The sequence below is a fragment of the Microbacterium sp. USTB-Y genome (assembly GCF_023703415.1).
Lineage (GTDB): Bacteria > Actinomycetota > Actinomycetes > Actinomycetales > Microbacteriaceae > Microbacterium.
Genome location: NZ_JAGMTU010000005.1, coordinates 355,603 through 376,119, shown reverse-complemented (window position 1 = coordinate 376,119; position 20,517 = coordinate 355,603). Strand labels below are relative to the sequence as shown.

Here is a 20,517-nt window from a genome sequence, read left to right as displayed (position 1 = left end):
TCGCTCCGGGAGTGCCCGTGACGGGGTCCGCGAGTCCGACCGCGGAGCCGTCGAACGCCCATGACATAATCTGCGTGTGCACGTAGATAAGCAGATTTGCGGACTGGGGCCGGAGTCGGAGTTCGTCGAGCTCGCGGTGGAGGTGTTCGCGATGCTCGCGGATGCCACGCGGGTGCGGATCATCCTCGCGCTGCGCGGCGGCGCCGAGCTCTCGGTGAATGCGCTCGCGGACGCCGTGGGCAAACCCGCGGCCGCGGTGTCGCAGCACCTTGCGAAGCTGCGTCTGGCGCGGATGGTGCTCACCCGTCGCGAGGGCACGACGGTGTTCTACCGTCTCGCCGATGAGCACGCCTCCGAGCTCGTCAACGACGCCGTGCGGCAGGCCGAGCACACCGTGTCGGACGGCGGGGTCCCCCACCACCACCGGGCGACGGGCACCGGCTCATGAGTCCGAGCGCCGATCCGGAGCACGCCCGGGTCCACCGGCACTACCGTACCCCCGGACTCGACCACGAACACGAGCACGCACACGGACACCAGCACGACGGCCACGAACACGGCCACGACCGCTCCCCCGAGCACGGGCACGACCATGAGCTCCACCACGAGCACGATCACCCGCACCACGAGCACGACCATGACCATCCGCACGGCGGGGTCCGCGGATTCCTGTACGACCTGTTCGTCCCCCACTCGCACGATGTGGCGGACTCGATCGACGACGCCCTCGAAGCGAGCCGCGCGGGCGTCCGCGCGCTGAAGATCTCCCTGTTCGTGCTGCTCGGCACGACGATCCTGCAGGCCGCTCTCGTCGTCGTCACGGGATCGGTCGCCCTCCTCGCCGACACCATCCACAACTTCGCCGACGCCCTCACCGCCGTGCCGCTGTGGATCGCCTTCGTGCTCGGACGCCGTGCGGCGACCCGCCGGCACACCTACGGGTACGGGCGCGCGGAGGATCTCGCCGGCCTGTTCATCGTCTTCGTCGTCGCGCTTTCCGCCGTGATCGCCGGAGCCGAGGCGATCGACCGCTTCATCCATCCCCGCCCCGTCGAGGCGCCTTGGCTGCTCGTCGCCGCTGGACTGATCGGCTTCGCGGGGAACGAGGCCGTCGCGATCTACCGGATCCGCGTCGGCCGGAGGATCGGATCCGCCGCGCTGGTCGCCGACGGAGTCCACGCCCGTCTCGACGGCTTCACCTCGTTGTCCGTCGTGCTCGGCGCGATCGGCGTCCTCCTCGGCTTCCCGCTCGCCGACCCGATCATCGGGCTCATCATCGTGATCTCGATCCTCGTCCTGCTCTGGAGCACCCTCCGATCGATCGGCGCCCGGCTCATGGACGCGATCGACCCCGCCCTCGTCGACCGGGCCGAACGCGCCCTCCGGCGGATGCCGGACATCGTCGACGTGGACCGCGTGCAGCTGCGCTGGATGGGACACCGGCTCACGGGATCCGCGACGATCCACGTCGAGGAGACCACCCTCGCCGGAGCCGCCCGGATCTCCGAGCACGCTGCCGCGCACGTCCGCGAGGAACTCCGCAACCTCGACGACTTCACGGTCGTCGCGAGGTGATCCCCTTCCTCGTGTGCCCGGCCGTGCCGGAATCCCCGGAGGACGCGTCATGACCGCCCCACCTCCGCCGACCGGGACCGTTGCCGCCCGCCTGCGCCCGTGGCACTTCATCCTCGCGTTCGGGATCGTGAGCCTCCTCGCGGACATGGTGTACGAAGGGGCGCGGAGCATCATCGGCCCTTATCTCGCCACTCTCGGTGCGTCGGCGACCCTCGTCGGGGTCGTCGCCGGCGCCGGCGAGTTCATCGGCTACGGGCTGCGCGTGGTCACCGGCTATGCGACGGTGCGTACGCGCCATTACTGGACCTGGACCATCGTCGGCTATGCCCTGACGGTGCTCAGCGTCCCCCTGATCGGCGTGACAGGAATGCTCGCTCCCGCGCTGCTCCTCTACGGCACCGAGCGCCTCGGCAAGGCCGTGCGGTCGCCCGCGAAGGACACGCTCCTGTCCTACGCCTCGGCGAGCACCGGTCGCGGGAGCGCCTTCGGCGTCCACCAGGCGCTGGACCAGACCGGGGCCGTGCTCGGGCCGCTGCTGCTCGCCGCCGTCCTGGGCTGGCGCGACGGCGACTACGCGCTCGCGTTCGGCGTGCTCATCGTGCCCGGTGCGCTCGTGCTGGCCCTGCTGCTCTGGCTGCGCCACCGCGTGCCCGACCCGCTCGTCTACGAGCAGCCCGAGCGCGCGAGCACCGCACCCGCGGAGCGCGCCGACGCCGCCGGAGCCCCCGGCGACGTGGTCACGCGCACTCCCTCCGGACGCCCTCCCCTGCCGGGCCGGTTCTGGTTCTACGTCGCCGTGATCGCCGTGCTGTCGATCGGGACGGCCTCCTTCCCGCTCCTCGCCTTCCACGCTCAGTCGCACGGACTGCTCCCGGACGCACTGGTACCGATCCTCTTCGCGGTCGCGATGCTCGTCGACGGCGCGAGCGGCCTGGTCGTGGGCCGCGCCTACGACCGCTTCGGCGCCCGCGTGCTGCTGCTCATCCCGGCCGCGGCCCTCGCCTCCGCGATCGCCTTCACCGATGACGTCGCGCTGCTCTGGATCGGCGTCGCGGTCTGGGGCCTCGTGAGCGGGGTCCTCGACTCCACCGTCAAGGCCGTCGTCACCGAACTCGTCTCCTCGGGCTCACGCGCGATCGCGTTCGGCTGGCTCGCCTTCGCCCGTGGCTTCGGACTGCTGCTCGCCGGCGCCGCGCTCGGCTTCGCCTACGACCGCGGCGCGGTCTGGCTGGTCATCGCCATGGTCGCCGCCAACGTCCTCGGCTTCGCCGGGCTGCTCGTCGTGCTCCGCCGGATGGCGTCTCCCGCCGCCGCAGCCCGGGGCCGATGACGCAGGACTGCTGCACGCCTCCACGCCTCACTCGGAGATGTGCGCCTCACTAGGAGATGTGCGCCTCGCTCGGAGATGTGCGCCTCACTCGGAGATGTGCGCCTCGCTCGGAGATGTGCGCCTCACTCGGAGATGTGCGCTTCGCTCGGACGAATTCACGCATTCCGTCCGAAGCACCCGTACAGTTCCGAGCGAGACGCATGCCCAGCCCGCACGACCGCGCACACCTGAGCACGACCGCGCACACCTCCGCATGACCGCGGATCTCCGCATGACCGCGGATCCGATCATCGCGACCGCGGAACAGAGCCGCACTCCTCAGGCGCGAGCCCGCCGCGCGGCGCCCCAGAGCTGGTGCATCCCGGTGAGCAGGGAATCGAGGCCGATCTCGAACAGCAGGTCGCCCGGGCTCAGCGCGCGCTCCTCGGCGACCCTCGCGAAGGCGGCGGAGGCGCGCGCGAGCAGCGGCGAGCGCTCCGGATCCCGGGGCTCGTACACGCCCGCCGGCGTCGGGGTGTCCAGCGCGGCGCCGAAGATGAAGGTCTCGAGCACGCTCAGGGACGCGACGATGCTCTCCTCGGGCCAGTGCGCATCGGAGAATCCCGCGGCCACCCGCTGGTACACGAGTGACGTGTACGGGGTGTGCGCGAGCGGCACGGCGACGATGAGCGGCACGAGCTCGGGACGCTCGCGCAGCCGGTTCAGATAGCTCCACGCCCATCGTGAGAGGGCCTCGCGGAGCGGCTCGACCCCGAAGCCGGACGTATCGATCCCCGCGGCGAAGCGCTCCTGCAGCAGGGCGAGGACCGCGGCGCGCGAGGGGACGTGGTTGTAGAGCGCCCCCGGGGACACCCGCAGCCGCCGCGCGAGCGCGCGCATCGTCATCCCGCCGAGGCCCGCGGAGCGGATCTCGGCGAAGGCGGCGTCCGCGATCCGGTCCCGGTCCAGGATCCGCTCCCGCGGCCTTCCGCGCCCGCGCGCCGGGGCGGCGCGCCCCGGCGTCCGCGCGAGCCGTGCGGGGTCATCGGGCATGGCTTCTCCCGGCCTCGTAAATGAACATGGATCCGGATCGCTTGTCTCATATTACAAGTGCCCACGGATCAGAAATAAACGATACGCCTCCCCTGCTCGTCCGGTGCGCGCCCGGGACCCTAGCATCGTGACGTCATCCGCCGCACCACGCAGCGACGCGCGGAAGCCCGAGCGGATCGACGGGAAAGGACCGCCATGAGCACGCCCGCGATCGACCTTGCCGACGAGGCCACCGCCCCCGGTGAGGGGCCCGCCGAGCACGCCACGACCCGGATCGACCGCGACGTCGTCGTGATCGGAGCCGGGATCACCGGGCTCGTGGCCGCGCGCCGGCTGGTCGAGGCCGGCCGTACGGTCGCGGTGCTCGAGGCCCGCGACCGGGTGGGCGGGCGCACCTGGTCGCAGACGATCGACGGCTCCTTCCTCGAACTCGGCGGGCAGTGGATCTCCGTGGAGCAGACCGCGCTCAAGGCGCTCCTGGCCGAACTCGGCAAGGAGACCTTCTCGCGCTACCGCGACGGGAACTCGGTGTACCTCGGCCCGGACGGTGAGCGCCGCGCCTTCACCGGATCCTTCCCCGTCGGCGACGAGACCCTCGCCGAGATCGACCGGCTCGTCGCGGCGCTCGACGCCCTCGCCGCCGAGCTCGACGTCGACGCACCCTGGGACCACCCGCGCGCCGGCGAGCTCGACCGTATGCCGTTCGGCAGCTGGCTCGCGTCGCTCTCCGACGACGAGGAGGCGATCCGGATCGTGGACCATTACATCGCGGCGGGCATGCTCACCAAGCCCTCGCACGCGTTCTCGGTGCTGCAGGCCATGCTCATGGTCGCCTCCGCGGAGTCGTTCGAGAACCTCATCGACGAGGGGCTGCTGCTCGACGAGCGGGTGGTCGGCGGGATGCAGTCGGTCTCGGAGCAGATCGCGGCGGAACTGGGCGACGAGGTCGTGCACCTGTCGACGCCGGTGCGCCGCATCCAGTGGAGTGCGACCGCCGACGGGGCTCCGGGGGAAGTCGTGGCGATCGGCGACGGGCTCCGGGTGCACGCGCGCTCCGCGGTGATCGCACTGCCGCCGAACCTCTACTCCACGATCGACTACGTCCCCGCGCTGCCCCGGCTGCAGCAGGTCGCGCACCAGCACCAGTCGATGGGGCTCGTGATCAAGGCGCAGGCCGCGTACGAGCGCCCGTTCTGGCGCGAAGAGGGCCTGAGCGGCACGGGCTTCGGATCCCGGGAGCTGGTCTGCGAGGTCTACGACAACACCTCGCCGCACGAGGAGCGGGGCACGCTCGTCGGATTCATCGCGGGAGCGCGCGCGGAGGAGGCCTGGGCGCTGCCCGAGGCCGAGCGCCGCCGGGCCGTTCTCGACTCGTTCGCGGCCTACTTCGGCGACGAGGCGCGGCATCCCCTCGCCTTCTTCCTCTCGGATTGGGGCAGCGAGCGCTACACGCGCGGCGCCTACGCTTCGAGCTACGACCTCGGCGGGCTCAGTCGCTGGGGGCACCTGCAGAACCGGCCGGTCGGCCCGCTGTACTTCGCGAGCTCCGACATCCAGGGCGCCGGCTACATGCACGTCGACGGAGGGGTGCGGATCGGATCCGACACCGCGCGCCGCATCGACGCGGGCTTCGTCGCGTCCGGCGCGATGTCGCCCGAAGCCGCGCTCGTCGGTGTCGCGGCCGAGTGAGGCGGCACGCATGAGCGAGCAGAGGAACGAACCGCGCGGGCCGCTCGACGGCGTGCGCGTCGCGGACTTCTCCCGTGTGCTCGCCGGGCCCTACGCGACCATGACGCTCGCCGACTTCGGCGCCGACGTGATCAAGGTCGAGCCGCAGGCGGGCGACGACACCCGGCACTGGCGCCCTCCGGTCGACGCCGAGGGCACCGCGACCTACTTCGGCAGCGTGAACCGCAACAAGCGCTCGGTCGCACTCGACCTCGCCACCGAGGCGGGACGCACGGAGGCGATCCGCCTCGCCGCGTCCGCCGACGTCGTCGTGGAGAACTTCCGCCCGGGCGTCATGGCGCGCTTCGGGCTGGACCACGCCGCCGTGCGGGCGCGCAACCCCGCGGTCGTGTACTGCTCGATCACCGGCTTCGGCGCGGGCGCCGGGGCCGAGCTCGCCGGCTACGACCTGCTCGTGCAGGCGGTCGGCGGCCTCATGTCGATCACCGGGGATCCGGACGGCCCGGCGACGAAGGCGGGCGTCGCGCTCGTCGACGTCCTCTGCGGGCAGAACGCGGTGAACGGGATCCTGCTCGCCCTGCGCGAGCGCGACCGCACCGGCGAGGGGCAGCGGGTCGAGGTGAACCTGCTGCACAGCCTGCTCTCGGCGCTGACCAATCAGGCCGCATCGACGCTCGCGACCGGCCGGCCCCCGCAGCGGCTCGGCAACGCGCACCCCTCGATCGCGCCCTACGCGCTGTTCCGTGCGGCCGACCGCGACCTCGTGATCGCGGTCGGGAACGACCGCCAGTTCGCCGCGCTCGCGACGACGCTCGGACGGCCCGGGCTCGCCGAGGATCCGCGCTTCGCGACCAACACCGACCGCGTCGCCCACCGCGAGCCCCTGACCGCCGAGATCGAAGCCGCGCTGGCCGCCGCTCCCGCCGGGACCTGGATCGAGCGGTTCCGCACGGCCCGGATCCCCGCGGGCCTCGTGAACGACGTCGCCGAGGCGATCGCTTTCGCCGAGGCGCTGGGCCTCGATACCGTGGTCGGACTCGGCCCCTCCCGCACGATCGCCAGCCCCATCGGGCTGAGCACCACCCCCGCCCGCTACCGCACTGCACCGCCGGCCCTCGACGCCGCCGCCGGCGCCGACTGGCACCCCCGGAAGGACCCCTCATGACCACCCCACCCCTCCCCCGCGCACCGAGGATCGACGCGGTCTTCGATTTCGACGCCCTGCTCAGCGAGGAGGAGCGCGACTGGCAGCAGAAGGCGCGCGCCTTCGCGCAGGAGCGGATCCTTCCGATCATCGAGGACGACTTCGAGAAGGCGCACTTCCGGCGCGAGCTGATCCCCGAGCTCGGTGCGGCGGGCTTCCTCGGCATGCACCTCAGCGGCTACGGCTGCGCGGGCGCCGGCGCCGTCTCTTACGGGCTGGTCTGCCTCGAGCTGGAAGCGGCCGACAGCGGGTGGCGCACGTTCGTGTCCGTGCAGGGATCCCTCGCCATGAGCGCCATCGCGAAGTACGGATCCGAGGAGCAGAAGCAGCGGTGGCTGCCCGGCATGGCCGCGGGCGAGCTCGTCGGGTGCTTCGCGCTGACCGAGCCGCAGGGCGGCAGCGATCCCGCGGCGATGACGACGACCGCTCGCCGTGACGGCGACGCATGGGTCCTCGACGGCGCCAAGCGCTGGATCGGCCTCGCCTCCCTCGCCGACGTCGCCGTGGTCTGGGCGCGTGTCGACGATCCGTCGTTCGGCGAGGGCGGCCAGGCCGTGCGCGGCTTCCTGGTGCCGACCGCCACCCCCGGCTTCACCGCGACGCCGATCGCCGGCAAGCTCTCCATGCGCGCCTCGGTGCAGTGCGACATCGCACTCGACGGCGTGCGCCTCCCGGCCGACGCGCTCCTGCCCGGCGCCCGCGGGCTGTCCGGCCCGTTCGGGTGTCTCAACGAGGCCCGCTACGGCATCGTCTGGGGCGCGATGGGCGCGGCGCGCAGCTGCCTCGAGGCGGCGCTCGAACGCTCGACGACCCGTGAGGTGTTCGGCAAGCCGATCGGCGCCAACCAGCTCACCCAGGCCAAGCTCGCCGACATGCTGCTCGAGGTCGAGAAGGGGATCCTGCTGGCCCTGCACCTCGGGCGCCTCAAGGAGCGCGGCGCGCTCACGCCCGCGCAGATCTCGGTCGGCAAGCTCAACAGCGTCCGCGAGGCGCTGGAGATCGCGCACCAGGCGCGCACGATCCTCGGCGGCGACGGCATCACCGGCGCCTTCCCGGTCATGCGCCACGCCGCGAACCTCGAGTCGGTGCGCACCTACGAGGGCACCGATGAGATCCATCAGCTGGTGCTCGGGCGGGCGCTGACCGGACTGAACGCGTTCTGAGATGGACGGGCTTCTGATGCATGAGCCGGATCCGGCGGCCGCGATCGCAACCGATCCGGTGGATCGAGCCGTGCGCGCGGCCGCCGGCTCCGGCCTCGAACGCTCCTCCCGCGAAGCACGGGCGCGCTGGCTGCGCGCCCTCGCCGACGCTCTGAGCGCGCACACCGAGGAGCTCGTCGGGATCGCGCACCGCGAGACCCACCTGAGCGCCGCGCGGCTGAGCGGCGAGGTCGTCCGCACGGCGACCCAGCTGCGGTTCTTCGCAGACGTCATCGAGGAGGGCTCCTACCTCGAGGCCACGGTGGACGGACCGGATCCGGCACTCCTCCCGCCCCGGCCCGACCTGCGCCGGATCCTGCGTCCACTCGGGGTGGTCGCGGTGTTCGCCGCGTCGAACTTCCCGTTCGCGTTCTCCGTGCTGGGCAACGACACGGCCTCGGCCCTGGCCGCGGGCTGCCCGGTCGTGGTGAAGGCGCACCCCGGGCACCCCGCGCTGTCGCGCCGGGTCGCGGACATCGCCCGTGCCGCCCTCGCCGAGGCGGACGGCCCCGCCGACGCCCTCGTGCTGGTGGAGGGCCTGGACGCCGGGCGGACGCTCGTGCGCCACCCGCTCGTGCGGGCCGTCGGGTTCACCGGATCCACCCGGGGCGGACGCGCGCTGTTCGATCTGGCGTGCGAGCGGCCCGATCCGATCCCGTTCTACGGCGAGCTCGGATCCGTCAACCCGGTCGTCGTGACACCCGCGGCGCTCGCCGAGCACGGCGCCGAACTCGCCGCCGGCCTCGCCGCCTCCTTCACGCGCGACGGCGGGCAGTACTGCACGAAGCCCGGGCTGGTGTTCGTGCCGGGCGACGGCGCCGAGGCCTTCGAGCAGGCGCTCACCACCGCGGTCGCCTCCACCCCCGGACAGCGCCTGCTCACCGCGGGCATCGCCGAGGCCTTCGCCGCGAGCGGCTCGGTGCTCGCCGCTCGGGACGACGTCGCCGTGCTGGCCGTCGCCCAGGGCGCCGAGGACGGAACCACGCCGATCGTCGCGGCGACGACGGCGTCGGCCTTCGCAGCGGATCCCGGGGCGTTCCAGGAGGAGCACTTCGGCCCCCTGACCCTGCTGGTCCGCTACCGCGACGTCGCGGAGCTCGAGCGCGCCCTCAGCCTGCTCGAGGGAAGCCTCACCGGCACCCTGTGGCACGGAGCGGAGGAGGATCCCGCACTGCTGGACGGGATGACCGCCGCCCTCGCCCGCGTCGCCGGACGGGTGCTCTACAACGGCTGGCCCACCGGAGTCGCGATCGCATGGGCGCAGCACCACGGCGGCCCCTGGCCCGCGTCGACGGCATCGGTGCACACCTCGGTGGGCGCCACGGCGATCCGCCGTTTCCTCACGCCGCTGACCTACCAGGACGCCCCCGCGTCGGTCCTGCCGGCCGAACTGCGCGACGGGAACCCGCTCGGCATTCCGCGTCGAGAGGACGGCGTGCTCGTCGGGGCGTGAGCCGGCGCCGGCTCGCCGATCACGATCCGCATACGACGAAGGCCCCGAGCGTGATGCTCGGGGCCTTCTGTTCCGGTGGGACTGTTCTCCTCGCATGCAAACGAATTGCGGAAGGCACACCGTCACCTCTCAACCGATCCAGTCCGCGAGCTTCCGCAGGAGAACAGACATCGTAAGCGCTCGACGCAGCCGCGACTCTCGGACGAGAAGGTTAGCCAGATCGTCACCGCCTATGAGACAGGGAAGACCGTCTACGAACTTGCCGCCGAGTACGGCTGTCATCGCGTCACGATCAGCGCTGTCTTGAAACGGCAAGGCGTCGCCCTGCGACGCGGCTCGCCGACACCTGAGCAAATCGACAGAATGGTTCACCTCTACGAGACTGGCTACTCACTTGCAAAGGTCGGGGACCGCCTCGGGTTCAACGCGACTACGGTGCTCCATCAGTTGAAGGTGCGAGGGATCCCCACGCGCGACGCTCACGGACATGATCAGGCGTCGTAGCGGGACGGCTCCACGTCACGACTTGCTGTCGTTAACCTTCTTGAGTTCCTGTAGCTCCGCCCAGTGCTGCTCCAAGCCGGTGAGCGTGGGGCTGACCCCTAGTGTCACAAGCGGCTGGGAGTGACCATCGATGTACCGACAGGCAACCTCGAAGATTTCGGCTACCTTGGGGCCGATATCGTCGAGCTTGCTCCCGTCGATGCTCGGCAGTGTCGTCATCTGAACATTCGCGCGGTAGCGCTTGGTGACGCCCTTCAGCAGCTCTTCTTCGGTGAATACCTCACACCACGCTCGGACATGACTGTAGGCCATCCGCACGAGGGCATCTCGCACTTCGCCCTCCTGCGCCTTCGCGTTCTGGATCGCTGCGTTGATTCGTCCCTTGATAGCGCTCAGCGAGTCCGTGCGCAACCCTGTCGCACGACTGACCTGCCCTTTGCCGTTCTCATCCGTGATTTGAAATAGCGAACAACGTTTCGACTTTTCCGAAAGAGTCATGAGAGTTGTGGCGAAAAGAATGTCGTGCGTAAAGACAATGACCTGGACATTGTCAGATAGCCGCACAATACGCTCAGCGACCTCGTTGACCCGACGGTGATCGAGACTGGAAACCGGGTCATCGAAGATCACCGGCGCTGTAATGCCTGCAAGCCGCGCTTCGGCCAAGAAGTCGGCGAGTGCCAGCACTTTTTGCTCGCCTTCGGAGAGCACCTTCGACGGCTTGTGTTTGCCGGTCATGACCTTGCGACGCTGGGCCTTACCGTCCCGTCCGACGAACTGCAGCTTCATCGGCGGTGTCCGGAGCGCCTCGCACTCTTCAAGGAACAGCCCGTCGAAGCTCAGGTTGATCAGGTGGTTGCTGGCGGTCTTGGAGAGTTCCGTGACCGCTCTGGCCATTTGCGACATCGGCTTCTTGAGCGTTCGCAGACGGTCCGCTTCCTTGGCGCTCTTGACCTGAGTTTCAATCAGTGTCCATGACTTGCCGAGTTCGACGGCGTCCTTGAGCTCCAGCAACTCTGTCTGCCTCTCATCGAGCACCTTCACCCGATTCTGTTGCTGGTTCTCGAGATCGGTGATGCTCACGCCAGTAGTTGTCAGGGCACCGGCGACCGTGCGTTTCGTTGGGGTAACCCGATCTGCGATCTTGATGTCGACCGGCAGGTTATCGGTGAGGGCAGCGGTCACCGCGCTCCGCGTGTTCTCGATCGTCTCGACCTGTTCGAAGTATGTTGGCCGGTTGGCTTCGTCGGAGTGTTTGTACTCGTCGATGAACGCCGCCATCTCGTTGCCCTGGATGTTGGCGATCTGACGCTTGAAAGCGGCCAGCGCGGTGTCGGTCGTGCGGATGTCCTCCGAGATCTTGTCTTCGAGGTAGGTCGAGTAGCGCGTAAGAAGATCTCGAGCGGGGTCAAGTAAAGGCTGACGACAGTAGAGGCACCGATCCGCATCGTGTACTTCGAGGTCGACGAGATGCTGGCGATAGATTTCGCCTCGCTCAATGAAGTCGTTCCATGTGTCGTCGGGGTCAGCGGGCAGATCGGCAACGGCGAAGAGTTCGCTGCGAAAGGTCTCGTAGTCGGTCGCGAGTTGTGTCCGTTTGGCCAGAGCCGTGTTGTAGGCCGTCTGGTCGAAGGTGGACAGGGCTTCAGCTGCAGCTACAGCCTGGGTCAAGACGCGCTGCTGGCTTTTGAGCGCTGTGATCTGTGTGCCCATCGTGTTGGCGCGTAGAGCCGCTACCACTTGGGTCAGCGAATCAAGTTCCGCGTTGTCAGCTTCACCGACCTTGGCCTTCGATTTGAGATCAACCAGATCGGAGGACGCACCGAGCGTTTCGATAAGCGGATAGATGGTGGAGCCGCGCTGGAATCGCGAGAGCAACCCCGTGCCCCCGGAGCCAAGCTCAGCAATAGCGGAGTCGACCTGACCTGTGACCGCCTGGATCGCCGCAGTGACGTGCTTGAACAGCGCCAGCGCGGCCGGAACGTAAACGTAGTCAAGGTCTTCATCGACATGCGTCGTGACAGCGGGACTATCGAAGATCGACATTCTCGTAAATGGTGAGACACCTCGCTCACCAGTCCAAGTAAGGGTCTGTGCCTCGTCACCAAGGCTGAACTCGAGCGTTGCGCTCTGCTCTTCGACGGCGTCCGCTTCGATATCACCAAGGATCGTGTCGGCAGTGCGGCTGTTCGCGAGCGCCTTAAAGATACGAGAGTAACCGGTCTTCCCTGTGCCGTTCTCGCCGTACAAGATCGTCAACCCCTCGTGAGGCTCGATCACCGATCCAGACACCAGCGCATTGATGCCGTGAACCTCAGAGAGCCGAGTCAGAGTCAGCGGTGGTGCTGACTCGTCCTGACGGGCTTCGACGTTGAGCTGCGGGACGACCGGCAGCTCACGCTTGTCAAGGGCCTTCTCCTGGCGAAACAGCTGGTACGCCTTCTCGATCGTTGACTCGCCAACAGGGCGCGCGCTCGCAATGACCTCAGCAACGAGAAGGCGCACCCACTCATCATTGGCGTTCGCCCAGTCGGCGAGCAGTGCCCTTGGGTCGAGAAGCTCGGTTGACTCCACCGATTCGGCATCCTCGTCCGGATTGACGCTGATCGAGGCTACTTCGTCGCTCATGCTGCGTCCTTCGTGTCTGATTGTTCGCTGTTCCCTGGAAATTCACCCAGGACTGCCCGCACGAGTACCAAGGAAATGACTTCATCGACCAGTTTGCCGAGCTTGCGCACGTTGCCGGTGCCGCTCGCACGCGTATGCAGCATCGCCTTGATATCGTCCGCATCGAGCCTCGCCAACTCATCGGGCGAGAGCTTGGCGAGTCGACTGTCAACGAGACGATCGATAACTTGTTTGACCTCGTCGCTCGAGAGTGGCTCGAAGGAGATGAGCGCGTCGAATCGCGAGTAGAGTGCGTCACCGAGGACGTGGCGAATTTCATCCTCCGAGCCGTAGTTCGAAGTGCATATGATCAACGCCGGGCCGAGCTGTACGCGGTAGTTCTTGTCCTCAAAGACTCCTTCGTCAAAGACTTCGTAGAAAGCACTGTGGAAGACAGTATTTGCCTTGTCGAACTCGTCGATCAAGATCACACCGGAAGACCGATCGAGCAAATCGCGCGCGAACGATGCCTCGGAGTGCGTCCCGCCGAAGAGGTAGGAGGCGAACTTGTCACTGTGGAACATGGAGAACTGCTTGCGTAACAGTTCTCCCCCGAGTAGCTCATTGACGAACTGAGCGGTTTCCGTCTTTCCAACGCCAGATGGGCCGTAGAACATCAGAACAACCGGTTTGGTGCGCCGCGTCGTGGTCAGCGGATACAGGGCAGCAAGCATTCGCTCCCGCACCGATCGTTGCCCGACAAGTCGGTCGGCGAAACCGTCCCTGAACTTAACGAGCGTTTTACGGGTGACAACCGGATAGTCAAAGCGTTTGACATCAGTCTTGAACACGCGGTCGAGCTGCGCCTGGATCAGCGCGGGTGGGTTGTGTAGCAGCAGATGTTCTGGATTGATCTCTCTAATGAGCCTGACGAAGTTCGTAATCGCGTGCTCTTGGACGCTCGCGTAGTCAGTCGACACCGCTACGAGGCGCGTCGGTCGCGGTACAGACGCTTCCGCCTCCTCTGCCTCTTGGCCATCGACAGTGTGCCGGATGCGCCGTTTCGTCTCGTCGCGTTCATCCACCGCGTCCAGTAGGTACCTTCGAGGCCCGCCGCCTAACTGTTCCTCGAACCAAGAGAGAGGCCCGTAGTAAACAGTGACCTTCGTGTCACTCGCCATACTCGACTCCCGCAAGAATGATGTCGTACACGTCGAGAAGCGTGCTTGGCTCCGTTGAGCCACCGTCGACTACGTCCAGACCGGTCAGCGGTGCAGGCTCTGCAGCGGGCGCCATCTCGGCCTGCATCGTCAGGCTGGACTCTGCAGCCCTGCCAACGCGGATACCGTGAAACACAAGTCGCATGCGGCCGAGATCAACCAGACCATAGTTGTTTCGGAACGCCTGAATATTGAAGCGCAGGATGCGCTTCCCACCGTCCGCACTCTGCGCGAGTAGCTCGTAGTAGCCCTTCGCCGACGTCAGCGCACTATCCAGTTCGGCAAGATTGACGGGTAGTTCATCGATCTTGAGCATCGCCAAGTACGGCGTGTACATCTTCATATAGGCCGCGGAGTCGTTGCGAGCAGTGACCGTCAGGCCCTCGAGCCGCTCGATGCCCTTCAGCTCACCGAGCTTGCTGAGGTAGTCGGTCAGGATGGTGTTCGAGAGCGTCTTGTTGAGGATGCTGCGTCCGACCGCCGACACACTCGCAGCGGCGCCAGCCTCGGCTGATCCCCCGAAGAAGGGCAGCCAGTTGAACTTTGCGGCGGCTCGCGCGCGCGCCTCGGCCTCCACTTCAGCTGCCCGCTCCTTGGTCAGTTCCTTCGAAGAAGTCTCTTTGCCGCCTGCCACGATATCCAGCAAGTCTGATGCCGACTCCTCGTCGAAGTAGACGATCTTGATCAAGGGAACGCTCGTAGTGCCCGTGTCCGCATCGGTCATCAGTCAGTTCCTCCCGCGCTCAGCCCGAAGAACCGCTCGAAGAAAGCGCCGAGCTTCTGGATGACCCGTTGCTTCTTCTCGCCGTGGCCGCCGTCAGCAGAGAACCGCGACACTGGTGGCAGCACCTTTGTGATCGCGGTGCCGCTGGTGCGGATCTGGCCGTCGCGGAACGCGGTCTCAACGAAGACGCGAGTCTCGTCGGGGCGGAGGTTCTCCTCGTTGATGATCGTGTCGAGTTCAGCCTCGCGCTTGGCGGCGATGAACGCGCGCCATTCCTGGTCGATCTCGCCATCCACGGAGAGGGAGTCGACGAAGTCTTCGATGAGGTCTTTCTTGTTGCGCAGGGTCGGGCTGGCGTCCACGGCGCGAGAGATCTCGGCCCGGATCTCTTTGTCGTCGCCGTCGCCGCGTTCGTCGCGATACTTGCTCACGAGCATGAGGATGTAGTCGACGTTGATCTCGACCTGTTTGATCAGCTCGATCTCGAAGACCACATCATCGTTGATCTGCTCCTTGTCGGCGTCCTTGTCCTTGCGGAACTCCGCGTACAGGTCGAGGTAGACGCTGCGGTAATCCTGACCCTGCCGGTCGGTAAGGATGGCGTTGCCGGTGAACTCGTCGAACGAGGTCAGGATGTTCTGCAGGCGCAGGATCGCTCCGAACAGCGCAATGAACTCCTTCTGAGCGGCTTCGCCGATGATCGGCTGCCCGAGCGGGAAGGTACTGAACAGTTCGGTGACCTTCTCGGCGTAGTCGTTGTAGTACTCGCCATACGGCTTGAGAAGCACCACACCGCGAGCGTCCTTGTTGCCGAACAGGGCGATGGCGTCGTTGGTCTCGTCTTCGAGGTCGCGGAAGCTGACGATGTTGCCGTAGGTCTTCACCGAGTTCAAGATCCGGTTCGTGCGCGAGTACGCCTGGATCAGCCCGTGCGCGCGCAAGTTCTTGTCGACGAACAGCGTGTTCATCGTGGTCGCGTCGAAGCCGGTGAGGAACATGTTCACAACGATGACGAGATCGATCTCGCGGGTCTTGAGTTTGAGCGAGAGGTCCTTGTAGTAGTTCTGGAACCGGTCGGCGGAGGTGTCAAACGACGTGCCGAACATGTCGTTGTAGTCCTGGATCGCATCCTCAAGGAACGACCGCGCATCCATGCTCAACGCACCAGTGTCGAAGCCCTCTTCATCGAGCGCGCCATCTTCGACGGCGTCGTTCGCACCATAGGAGTAGATCAGGCCGATCTTCAGTCGCTTATCTGGCGGCAGGCCTTCCTGCTGTAGTTGGAAGTGGTTGTAGTACGTTCGGGCGGCGTCGATGGACGCGGTTGCGAACAGCGCGTTAAAGCCACGCACGCGGCGCTCCCCGAGCGTGTAATGCTCAGCACGCTTGGTCTTCTGGTCGAAGTGCTCGAGCGTGTACTTCACGATCTCGCTGATTCGCTCCGGTGCCAGCAGCGCCTTCTCGGTGTCGATCGCCGAGACCTGCTTGTCGACGACGTTGCCAACCTTGATGGTGTTGACATAGTCGATCCGGAACGGCAGCACGTTCTTGTCGGTGATCGCATCGACGATCGTGTAGGTGTGCAACTTCTCGCCGAACGCCTGCTCTGTGGTCTTCAGTTGCGGGTTCCCGCCGCTGCCAGAGTTTGCCGCGAAGATCGGGGTGCCAGTGAAACCGAAGAGGTTGTACCGCTTGAACGCCTTCGTGATCGCGGTGTGCATGTCGCCGAACTGCGACCGGTGACACTCGTCGAAGATGATCACGACATGCCCGTCGTAGATCGCATGCCCCTTGTTCGCCGCGATAAACGTCGAGAGCTTCTGAATCGTCGTGATAATGATCCGCGCACCTGGGTCTTCGAGCTGCTTCTTGAGCACCGCGGTCGAGGTGTTGGAGTTCGCCGCACCCTTCTCAAACCGGTCGTACTCGCGCATCGTCTGGTAGTCGAGGTCCTTACGGTCAACGACGAACAGCACCTTGTCGACGCTCGGGAGCTTCGACGCGAGCTGCGCGGCCTTGAACGATGTCAGGGTCTTACCGGATCCGGTGGTGTGCCACACGTATCCACCCGCGGCAACCGTGCCGAGGGTCCTGTAGTTGGTGGAGATATCGACTTTCTGCAGAATCCGCTCGGTCGCCACGATCTGGTACGGGCGCATCACCAGCAGCATCCGGTCAGCCGTGAGCACGCAATACTTCGTCAGGATGTTCAGCAACGCGTGCTTGGCGAAGAACGTCTTCGCGAACGCCGACAGATCCTGGATCGGCTTGTTCTGCGCATCCGCCCACCACGACGTGAACTCGAAACTGTTCGACGTCTTCCGCACCCGCTTCGACCCAGCCGCTTCACTGAGATGCTGACGACGGGTGGTGTTGGAGTAGTACTTGGTGAGCGTGCCGTTGCTGATCACGAACAACTGCACATACTCGAAGAGCCCGGAGCCTGCCCAGAAACTGTCCCGCTGGTACCGGTCGATCTGGTTGAACGCCTCACGGATATCCACGCCGCGACGCTTCAGCTCGATATGCACCATCGGCAGACCGTTCACCAGCACAGTCACGTCGTAGCGGTTCGACCGAGCAGAGCCGCCTTCGCCCTGGCCGATCTCGTACTGGTTGATGACCTGCAGGCGGTTGTTGTGAATGTTCTGCTTATCGATCAGCAGGATGTTCTTCACCGAACCGTCATCACGCTTCAACAGCTGAACGTGATCCTCCTGGATACGCACCGTCTTCTCAACAATGCCATCGTTCGCGCCAGCGATCCGCTCCGAAAAGAACTGCTCCCACTCCGTGTCAGAGAACGACACCGAGTTCAGAGCTTCAAGCTGGGTGCGCAGATTCGCGACCAGCTGCGCCTCCGACGTGATCGGCAGATACTTGTACGCCTGCGACTTAAGCAGTCGGATCAGCTCACGCTCAAGCTCCGCCTCCGACTGATACGAACCAGCACCGGTGGTGTCAGGGATGTACTCGGCAACAACCGTGCTCTCCGACGACACGGCGATCGGATCATACTTACGAGGAGTCACGTCACTCATGCGGCAGCCTCCTCGAAGGTGAACAGCTTGTCGCGGTAGTACTCGTACTGCTTACGTCGCGCAGCAAGCTCAGCGGGGAGGCCGAGGCTCAAGTCGTTCACCAGAGCATCGAAGTTATCCAGAATCGCGACAATGCGGCGCTGCTCATCCAGCGAAGGCAACTGGAGCGCATAGTTAAGGAACATCGGTCGTCTTAGCGATGTCACAGAAGCATGAACCGAAGTTCGTTCAAGATAACGCGAGAAATCAGCGACAAGATAGTGATAGATAAACCTCGCATCGACCCCCTCTTGGGGGACTATGCGATATGCGCGCTGATGGAGTGCATATTTCCCGCGAGCAAAGTGGAATACTTTTCCAACGCCGACACCGTCGCCCGCAGTGATGATCGCTTCCTCGTTAAAGTCAAAAGTGTCGAGCTTGAGGGGCTCTCGTCCTCGAGCGTAAAAAGTGTATTCACCGTCCGCTTGAGCGTCCTTGGTGTCATGGCTTCCGGTACCGATAATGGCAATGTCACCGAGAAGCACCCTCTCCGAATCTTCGCTTTCAAGCATTAGAGTGCCGCGATAATGCTCATACTGCCGCCGTCGGGCTTCCAGCTCCGCTTCCAGCTCCGCTTCCAGCTCCGCTTCCAGCTGAGTGAACTGGTCCAATACTCGCACGATCTCCCGCTGCACCTCGAGAGGCGGGACGGGGATTCGGTAAGCCCTCACCCGGTTGTCGGGGATTGAGGGATAGTTTCCCGCGACCTGATTTGCCTCAATGTATTGACGGAAGGTGTCGGCACCAAGAATGTGGGCCAAGAAGTTCGTGAGAATGACAGAGGTGTCTGGTCGAAGCACACAGTAGCCCGTGCTGGCGATCTGTCCGTCATACTCGGCAGGGATCACTGCCCATCGCATTTGCGCGGGGCGTGTGGTCGCGAAGATCACATCGCCCGTGTGAACAATCTGTTGCGCGCGACTTGGGGCGTTACCTGCGGTGATGGATGCTGTCTCACCAATCCTGCGCGTCACGCGGTCCACGGAACTTAGATCGATGTATTGAAACTCGTCGTCACCTGCGTTGGCCCATTTGATGTTGGAGCTTCTTGCCGTGACTTCGCCGACGGATTTGAACTCAACCCCGTTCGGGCAAAGCTCTGCGATCAGGTCATAGATCCTGCTCACTTCGTGCCCTCCAGGTCGGCGACGATCTCGTCGATGGAGGTGCGGAGTTCCTGCTGGCGGGCGACGATGCGGGCGATCTCGGCGTTCAGCTCGGTGATGTCGATGACTTCGCGGGTGTCTTCTTGCTCAACATAGGAAGAGACGGCGATGTTGTAGTCGTTCGCGGCGATGTCCTCGTTCGACACCAGCGCGGCGACATGGTCGACGCTTTCGCGGGTGGTGAAGGTGTCGAGGATGCGCTGCTGGTTGGCTTCGGTGAGCTTGTTCTTGTTCCCGGTGCGTTTGAACTCGGCGGATGCGTCGATGAAGAGGACAGAGTTGTCGGTCTTGGACTTCTTGAGCACGATGATGCAGGTGGCGATCGTGGTGCCGAAGAACAGGTCCGGCGGCAGCTGGATGACGGCATCCACATAGTTGTTGTCGATGAGGTACTTGCGGATCTTGCGTTCCGCGCCGCCGCGATACAGCACACCCGGGAACTCGACGATCGCCGCGGTGCCGTTCACGGCGAGCCACGACAGGATGTGCATCGTGAACGCGAGGTCGGCCTTCGACTTCGGTGCGAGCACACCAGCTGGTGCGAAGCGCGGGTCGTTGATCAGCAGCGGGTTCGCGTCGCCGTCCCACTTGATCGAGTACGGCGGGTTGGAGACGATCGCCTCGAACGGTTCGTCGTCCCAGTGGGCGGGGTCGATGAGGGTGTCACCGTGGGCGATGTTGAACTTCTCGTAGTTCACGTCGTGCAGGAACATGTTGATCCTGGCGAGGTTGTAGGTGGTCAGGTTGATCTCCTGGCCGTAGAAGCCCTGTCGCACGTTGTCTTTGCCGAGGACTTTCGCGAACTTCAGCAGCAGCGACCCTGAACCAACAGCGGGGTCGTAGACCTTGTTGACCTGCGTCTTGCCGACCACGGTGATACGGGCGAGCAGCTCGGAGACTTCCTGCGGCGTGTAGTACTCGCCACCAGACTTGCCCGCACTCGAGGCGTACATCTGCATGAGGTACTCGTAGGCGTCGCCGAACAGGTCGATCGAGTTGTCTTCGAAGTTCCCGAGCGGCAGGTCACCGATCGCGTCGAGTAGCTTCACGAGTTTCTCGTTGCGCTTGGCGACAGTGCCACCGAGTTTCGAACTGTTGACATCAAGATCATCGAACAGGCCTTTGAGGTCGTCTTCGGCGTCGGTGCCGACGGCGGAGCCTTCGATGTTCTTGAAGACCCGTGCGAGGGTTTCGTTGAGGTTGGCGTCGTTGGCAGCACGCCTTCGGACGTTCTGGAACAGCTCGGACGGGAGGATATAGAAACCCTTCTCCTCGACCGTCTCCTTGCGGCCGAACTCTGCCTGGGCGTCGCCGAGTTGGGCGTAGTCGAAGCTCGGGTCGCCTGCTTCGCGTTCGCTCTTGTTGATGTAGGCGGTGAGGTTCTCGGAGATGAACCGGTAGAACAGCATGCCGAGCACGTACGACTTGAAGTCCCAGCCGTCGACGGAGCCGCGGAGGTCGTTCGCGATGCGCCAGATCGTCTTGTGCAGTTCGGCGCGCTGTCCTTCTTTGGTGGTCGGTGCCATGTGGTTCGTCTCCTGCGCCTGGGGCGCGTCTTAAGTTGTGGTTGCGGGTTAATCTCACCGTAGCGACAGGCACTGACACTGTTCGGATGCCATGCCCTGCATGGGCTTGAGGTGTGATGCAGCCGGGAGTATGTGTCGCCTCGACCGGGCGCTGCGATCTGCCTGTGATTATCTCATAATCAGGCGTTTTCGAGAAGGTCTC

General features: G+C 65.3%; 14 protein-coding genes. 7 read left to right on the top strand and 7 right to left on the bottom strand.

Annotated features, from left to right (window positions below; all coding sequences use genetic code 11):
- Positions 1 to 76 precede the first annotated feature (76 nt).
- The 3 genes from J8G10_RS14600 to J8G10_RS14590 are packed head-to-tail and all read left to right on the top strand — an operon-like array spanning position 77 to position 2,905.
- Complete coding sequence (locus J8G10_RS14600; RefSeq protein ID WP_251446379.1) at positions 77 to 448, top strand: metalloregulator ArsR/SmtB family transcription factor; 372 nt, start codon at positions 77 to 79, stop codon at positions 446 to 448.
- The gene (locus tag J8G10_RS14595; protein WP_251446376.1) at positions 445 to 1,575 is read left to right on the top strand and encodes a cation diffusion facilitator family transporter; all 1,131 of its coding nucleotides are present in this window, start codon (positions 445 to 447) and stop codon (positions 1,573 to 1,575) included. The genes J8G10_RS14600 and J8G10_RS14595 overlap by 4 nt, the downstream gene beginning before the upstream one ends.
- Positions 1,576 to 1,624: 49 nt before the next feature.
- Positions 1,625 to 2,905 (top strand): MFS transporter, encoded by a 1,281-nt coding sequence (locus J8G10_RS14590; protein WP_251446371.1) that lies wholly within the window; start codon positions 1,625 to 1,627, stop codon positions 2,903 to 2,905.
- A gap of 318 nt (positions 2,906 to 3,223) precedes the next feature.
- Here J8G10_RS14590 and J8G10_RS14585 read toward each other — a convergent pair whose 3' ends face one another.
- Complete coding sequence (locus J8G10_RS14585) at positions 3,224 to 3,937, bottom strand: TetR/AcrR family transcriptional regulator (RefSeq protein WP_251446367.1); 714 nt, start codon at positions 3,935 to 3,937, stop codon at positions 3,224 to 3,226.
- 195 nt (positions 3,938 to 4,132) lie between these two features.
- On the opposite strand from J8G10_RS14585, the gene J8G10_RS14580 reads away from it, so the two are divergent.
- The 4 genes from J8G10_RS14580 to J8G10_RS14565 are packed head-to-tail and all read left to right on the top strand — an operon-like array spanning position 4,133 to position 9,485.
- A complete protein-coding gene (locus tag J8G10_RS14580) occupies positions 4,133 to 5,626 on the top strand; it encodes an NAD(P)/FAD-dependent oxidoreductase (protein WP_251446364.1) in 1,494 nt (497 codons plus the stop codon).
- A 10-nt stretch (positions 5,627 to 5,636) separates the two neighbouring features.
- Complete coding sequence (locus tag J8G10_RS14575; RefSeq protein ID WP_251446361.1) at positions 5,637 to 6,791, top strand: CaiB/BaiF CoA-transferase family protein; 1,155 nt, start codon at positions 5,637 to 5,639, stop codon at positions 6,789 to 6,791.
- Positions 6,788 to 7,993 carry an acyl-CoA dehydrogenase family protein gene (locus tag J8G10_RS14570; protein ID WP_251446358.1) on the top strand — a complete coding sequence of 402 codons (1,206 nt, stop codon included), beginning with the start codon at positions 6,788 to 6,790 and terminating at the stop codon, positions 7,991 to 7,993. The genes J8G10_RS14575 and J8G10_RS14570 overlap by 4 nt, the downstream gene beginning before the upstream one ends.
- Before the next feature lies 1 nt (position 7,994).
- A complete protein-coding gene (locus J8G10_RS14565) occupies positions 7,995 to 9,485 on the top strand; it encodes an aldehyde dehydrogenase (NADP(+)) (protein WP_251446356.1) in 1,491 nt (496 codons plus the stop codon).
- Between the two features lie 519 nt (positions 9,486 to 10,004).
- Here J8G10_RS14565 and J8G10_RS14560 read toward each other — a convergent pair.
- From J8G10_RS14560 to J8G10_RS14535, 6 genes are all read right to left on the bottom strand, one after another.
- Positions 10,005 to 12,617, bottom strand: a complete 2,613-nt coding sequence (locus J8G10_RS14560; protein ID WP_251446353.1) for an AAA family ATPase — start codon at positions 12,615 to 12,617, stop codon at positions 10,005 to 10,007.
- Entirely contained in the window at positions 12,614 to 13,681 is a 1,068-nt protein-coding gene (locus J8G10_RS19585; protein WP_251446350.1) for an AAA family ATPase, read from the bottom strand. The genes J8G10_RS14560 and J8G10_RS19585 overlap by 4 nt, the downstream gene beginning before the upstream one ends.
- An 85-nt stretch (positions 13,682 to 13,766) precedes the next feature.
- Entirely contained in the window at positions 13,767 to 14,540 is a 774-nt protein-coding gene (locus J8G10_RS14550) for a DUF6414 family protein (RefSeq protein WP_251446347.1), read from the bottom strand.
- Entirely contained in the window at positions 14,540 to 17,581 is a 3,042-nt protein-coding gene (locus J8G10_RS14545) for a type I restriction endonuclease subunit R (RefSeq protein ID WP_251446344.1), read from the bottom strand. The genes J8G10_RS14550 and J8G10_RS14545 overlap by 1 nt, the downstream gene beginning before the upstream one ends.
- On the bottom strand, positions 17,578 to 18,750 hold the full coding sequence (locus J8G10_RS14540) for a restriction endonuclease subunit S (RefSeq protein ID WP_251446341.1): 1,173 nt from the start codon (positions 18,748 to 18,750) through the stop codon (positions 17,578 to 17,580). The genes J8G10_RS14545 and J8G10_RS14540 overlap by 4 nt, the downstream gene beginning before the upstream one ends.
- Positions 18,747 to 20,315 (bottom strand): type I restriction-modification system subunit M, encoded by a 1,569-nt coding sequence (locus J8G10_RS14535; protein WP_251446338.1) that lies wholly within the window; start codon positions 20,313 to 20,315, stop codon positions 18,747 to 18,749. The genes J8G10_RS14540 and J8G10_RS14535 overlap by 4 nt, the downstream gene beginning before the upstream one ends.
- Positions 20,316 to 20,517: the final 202 nt, after the last annotated feature.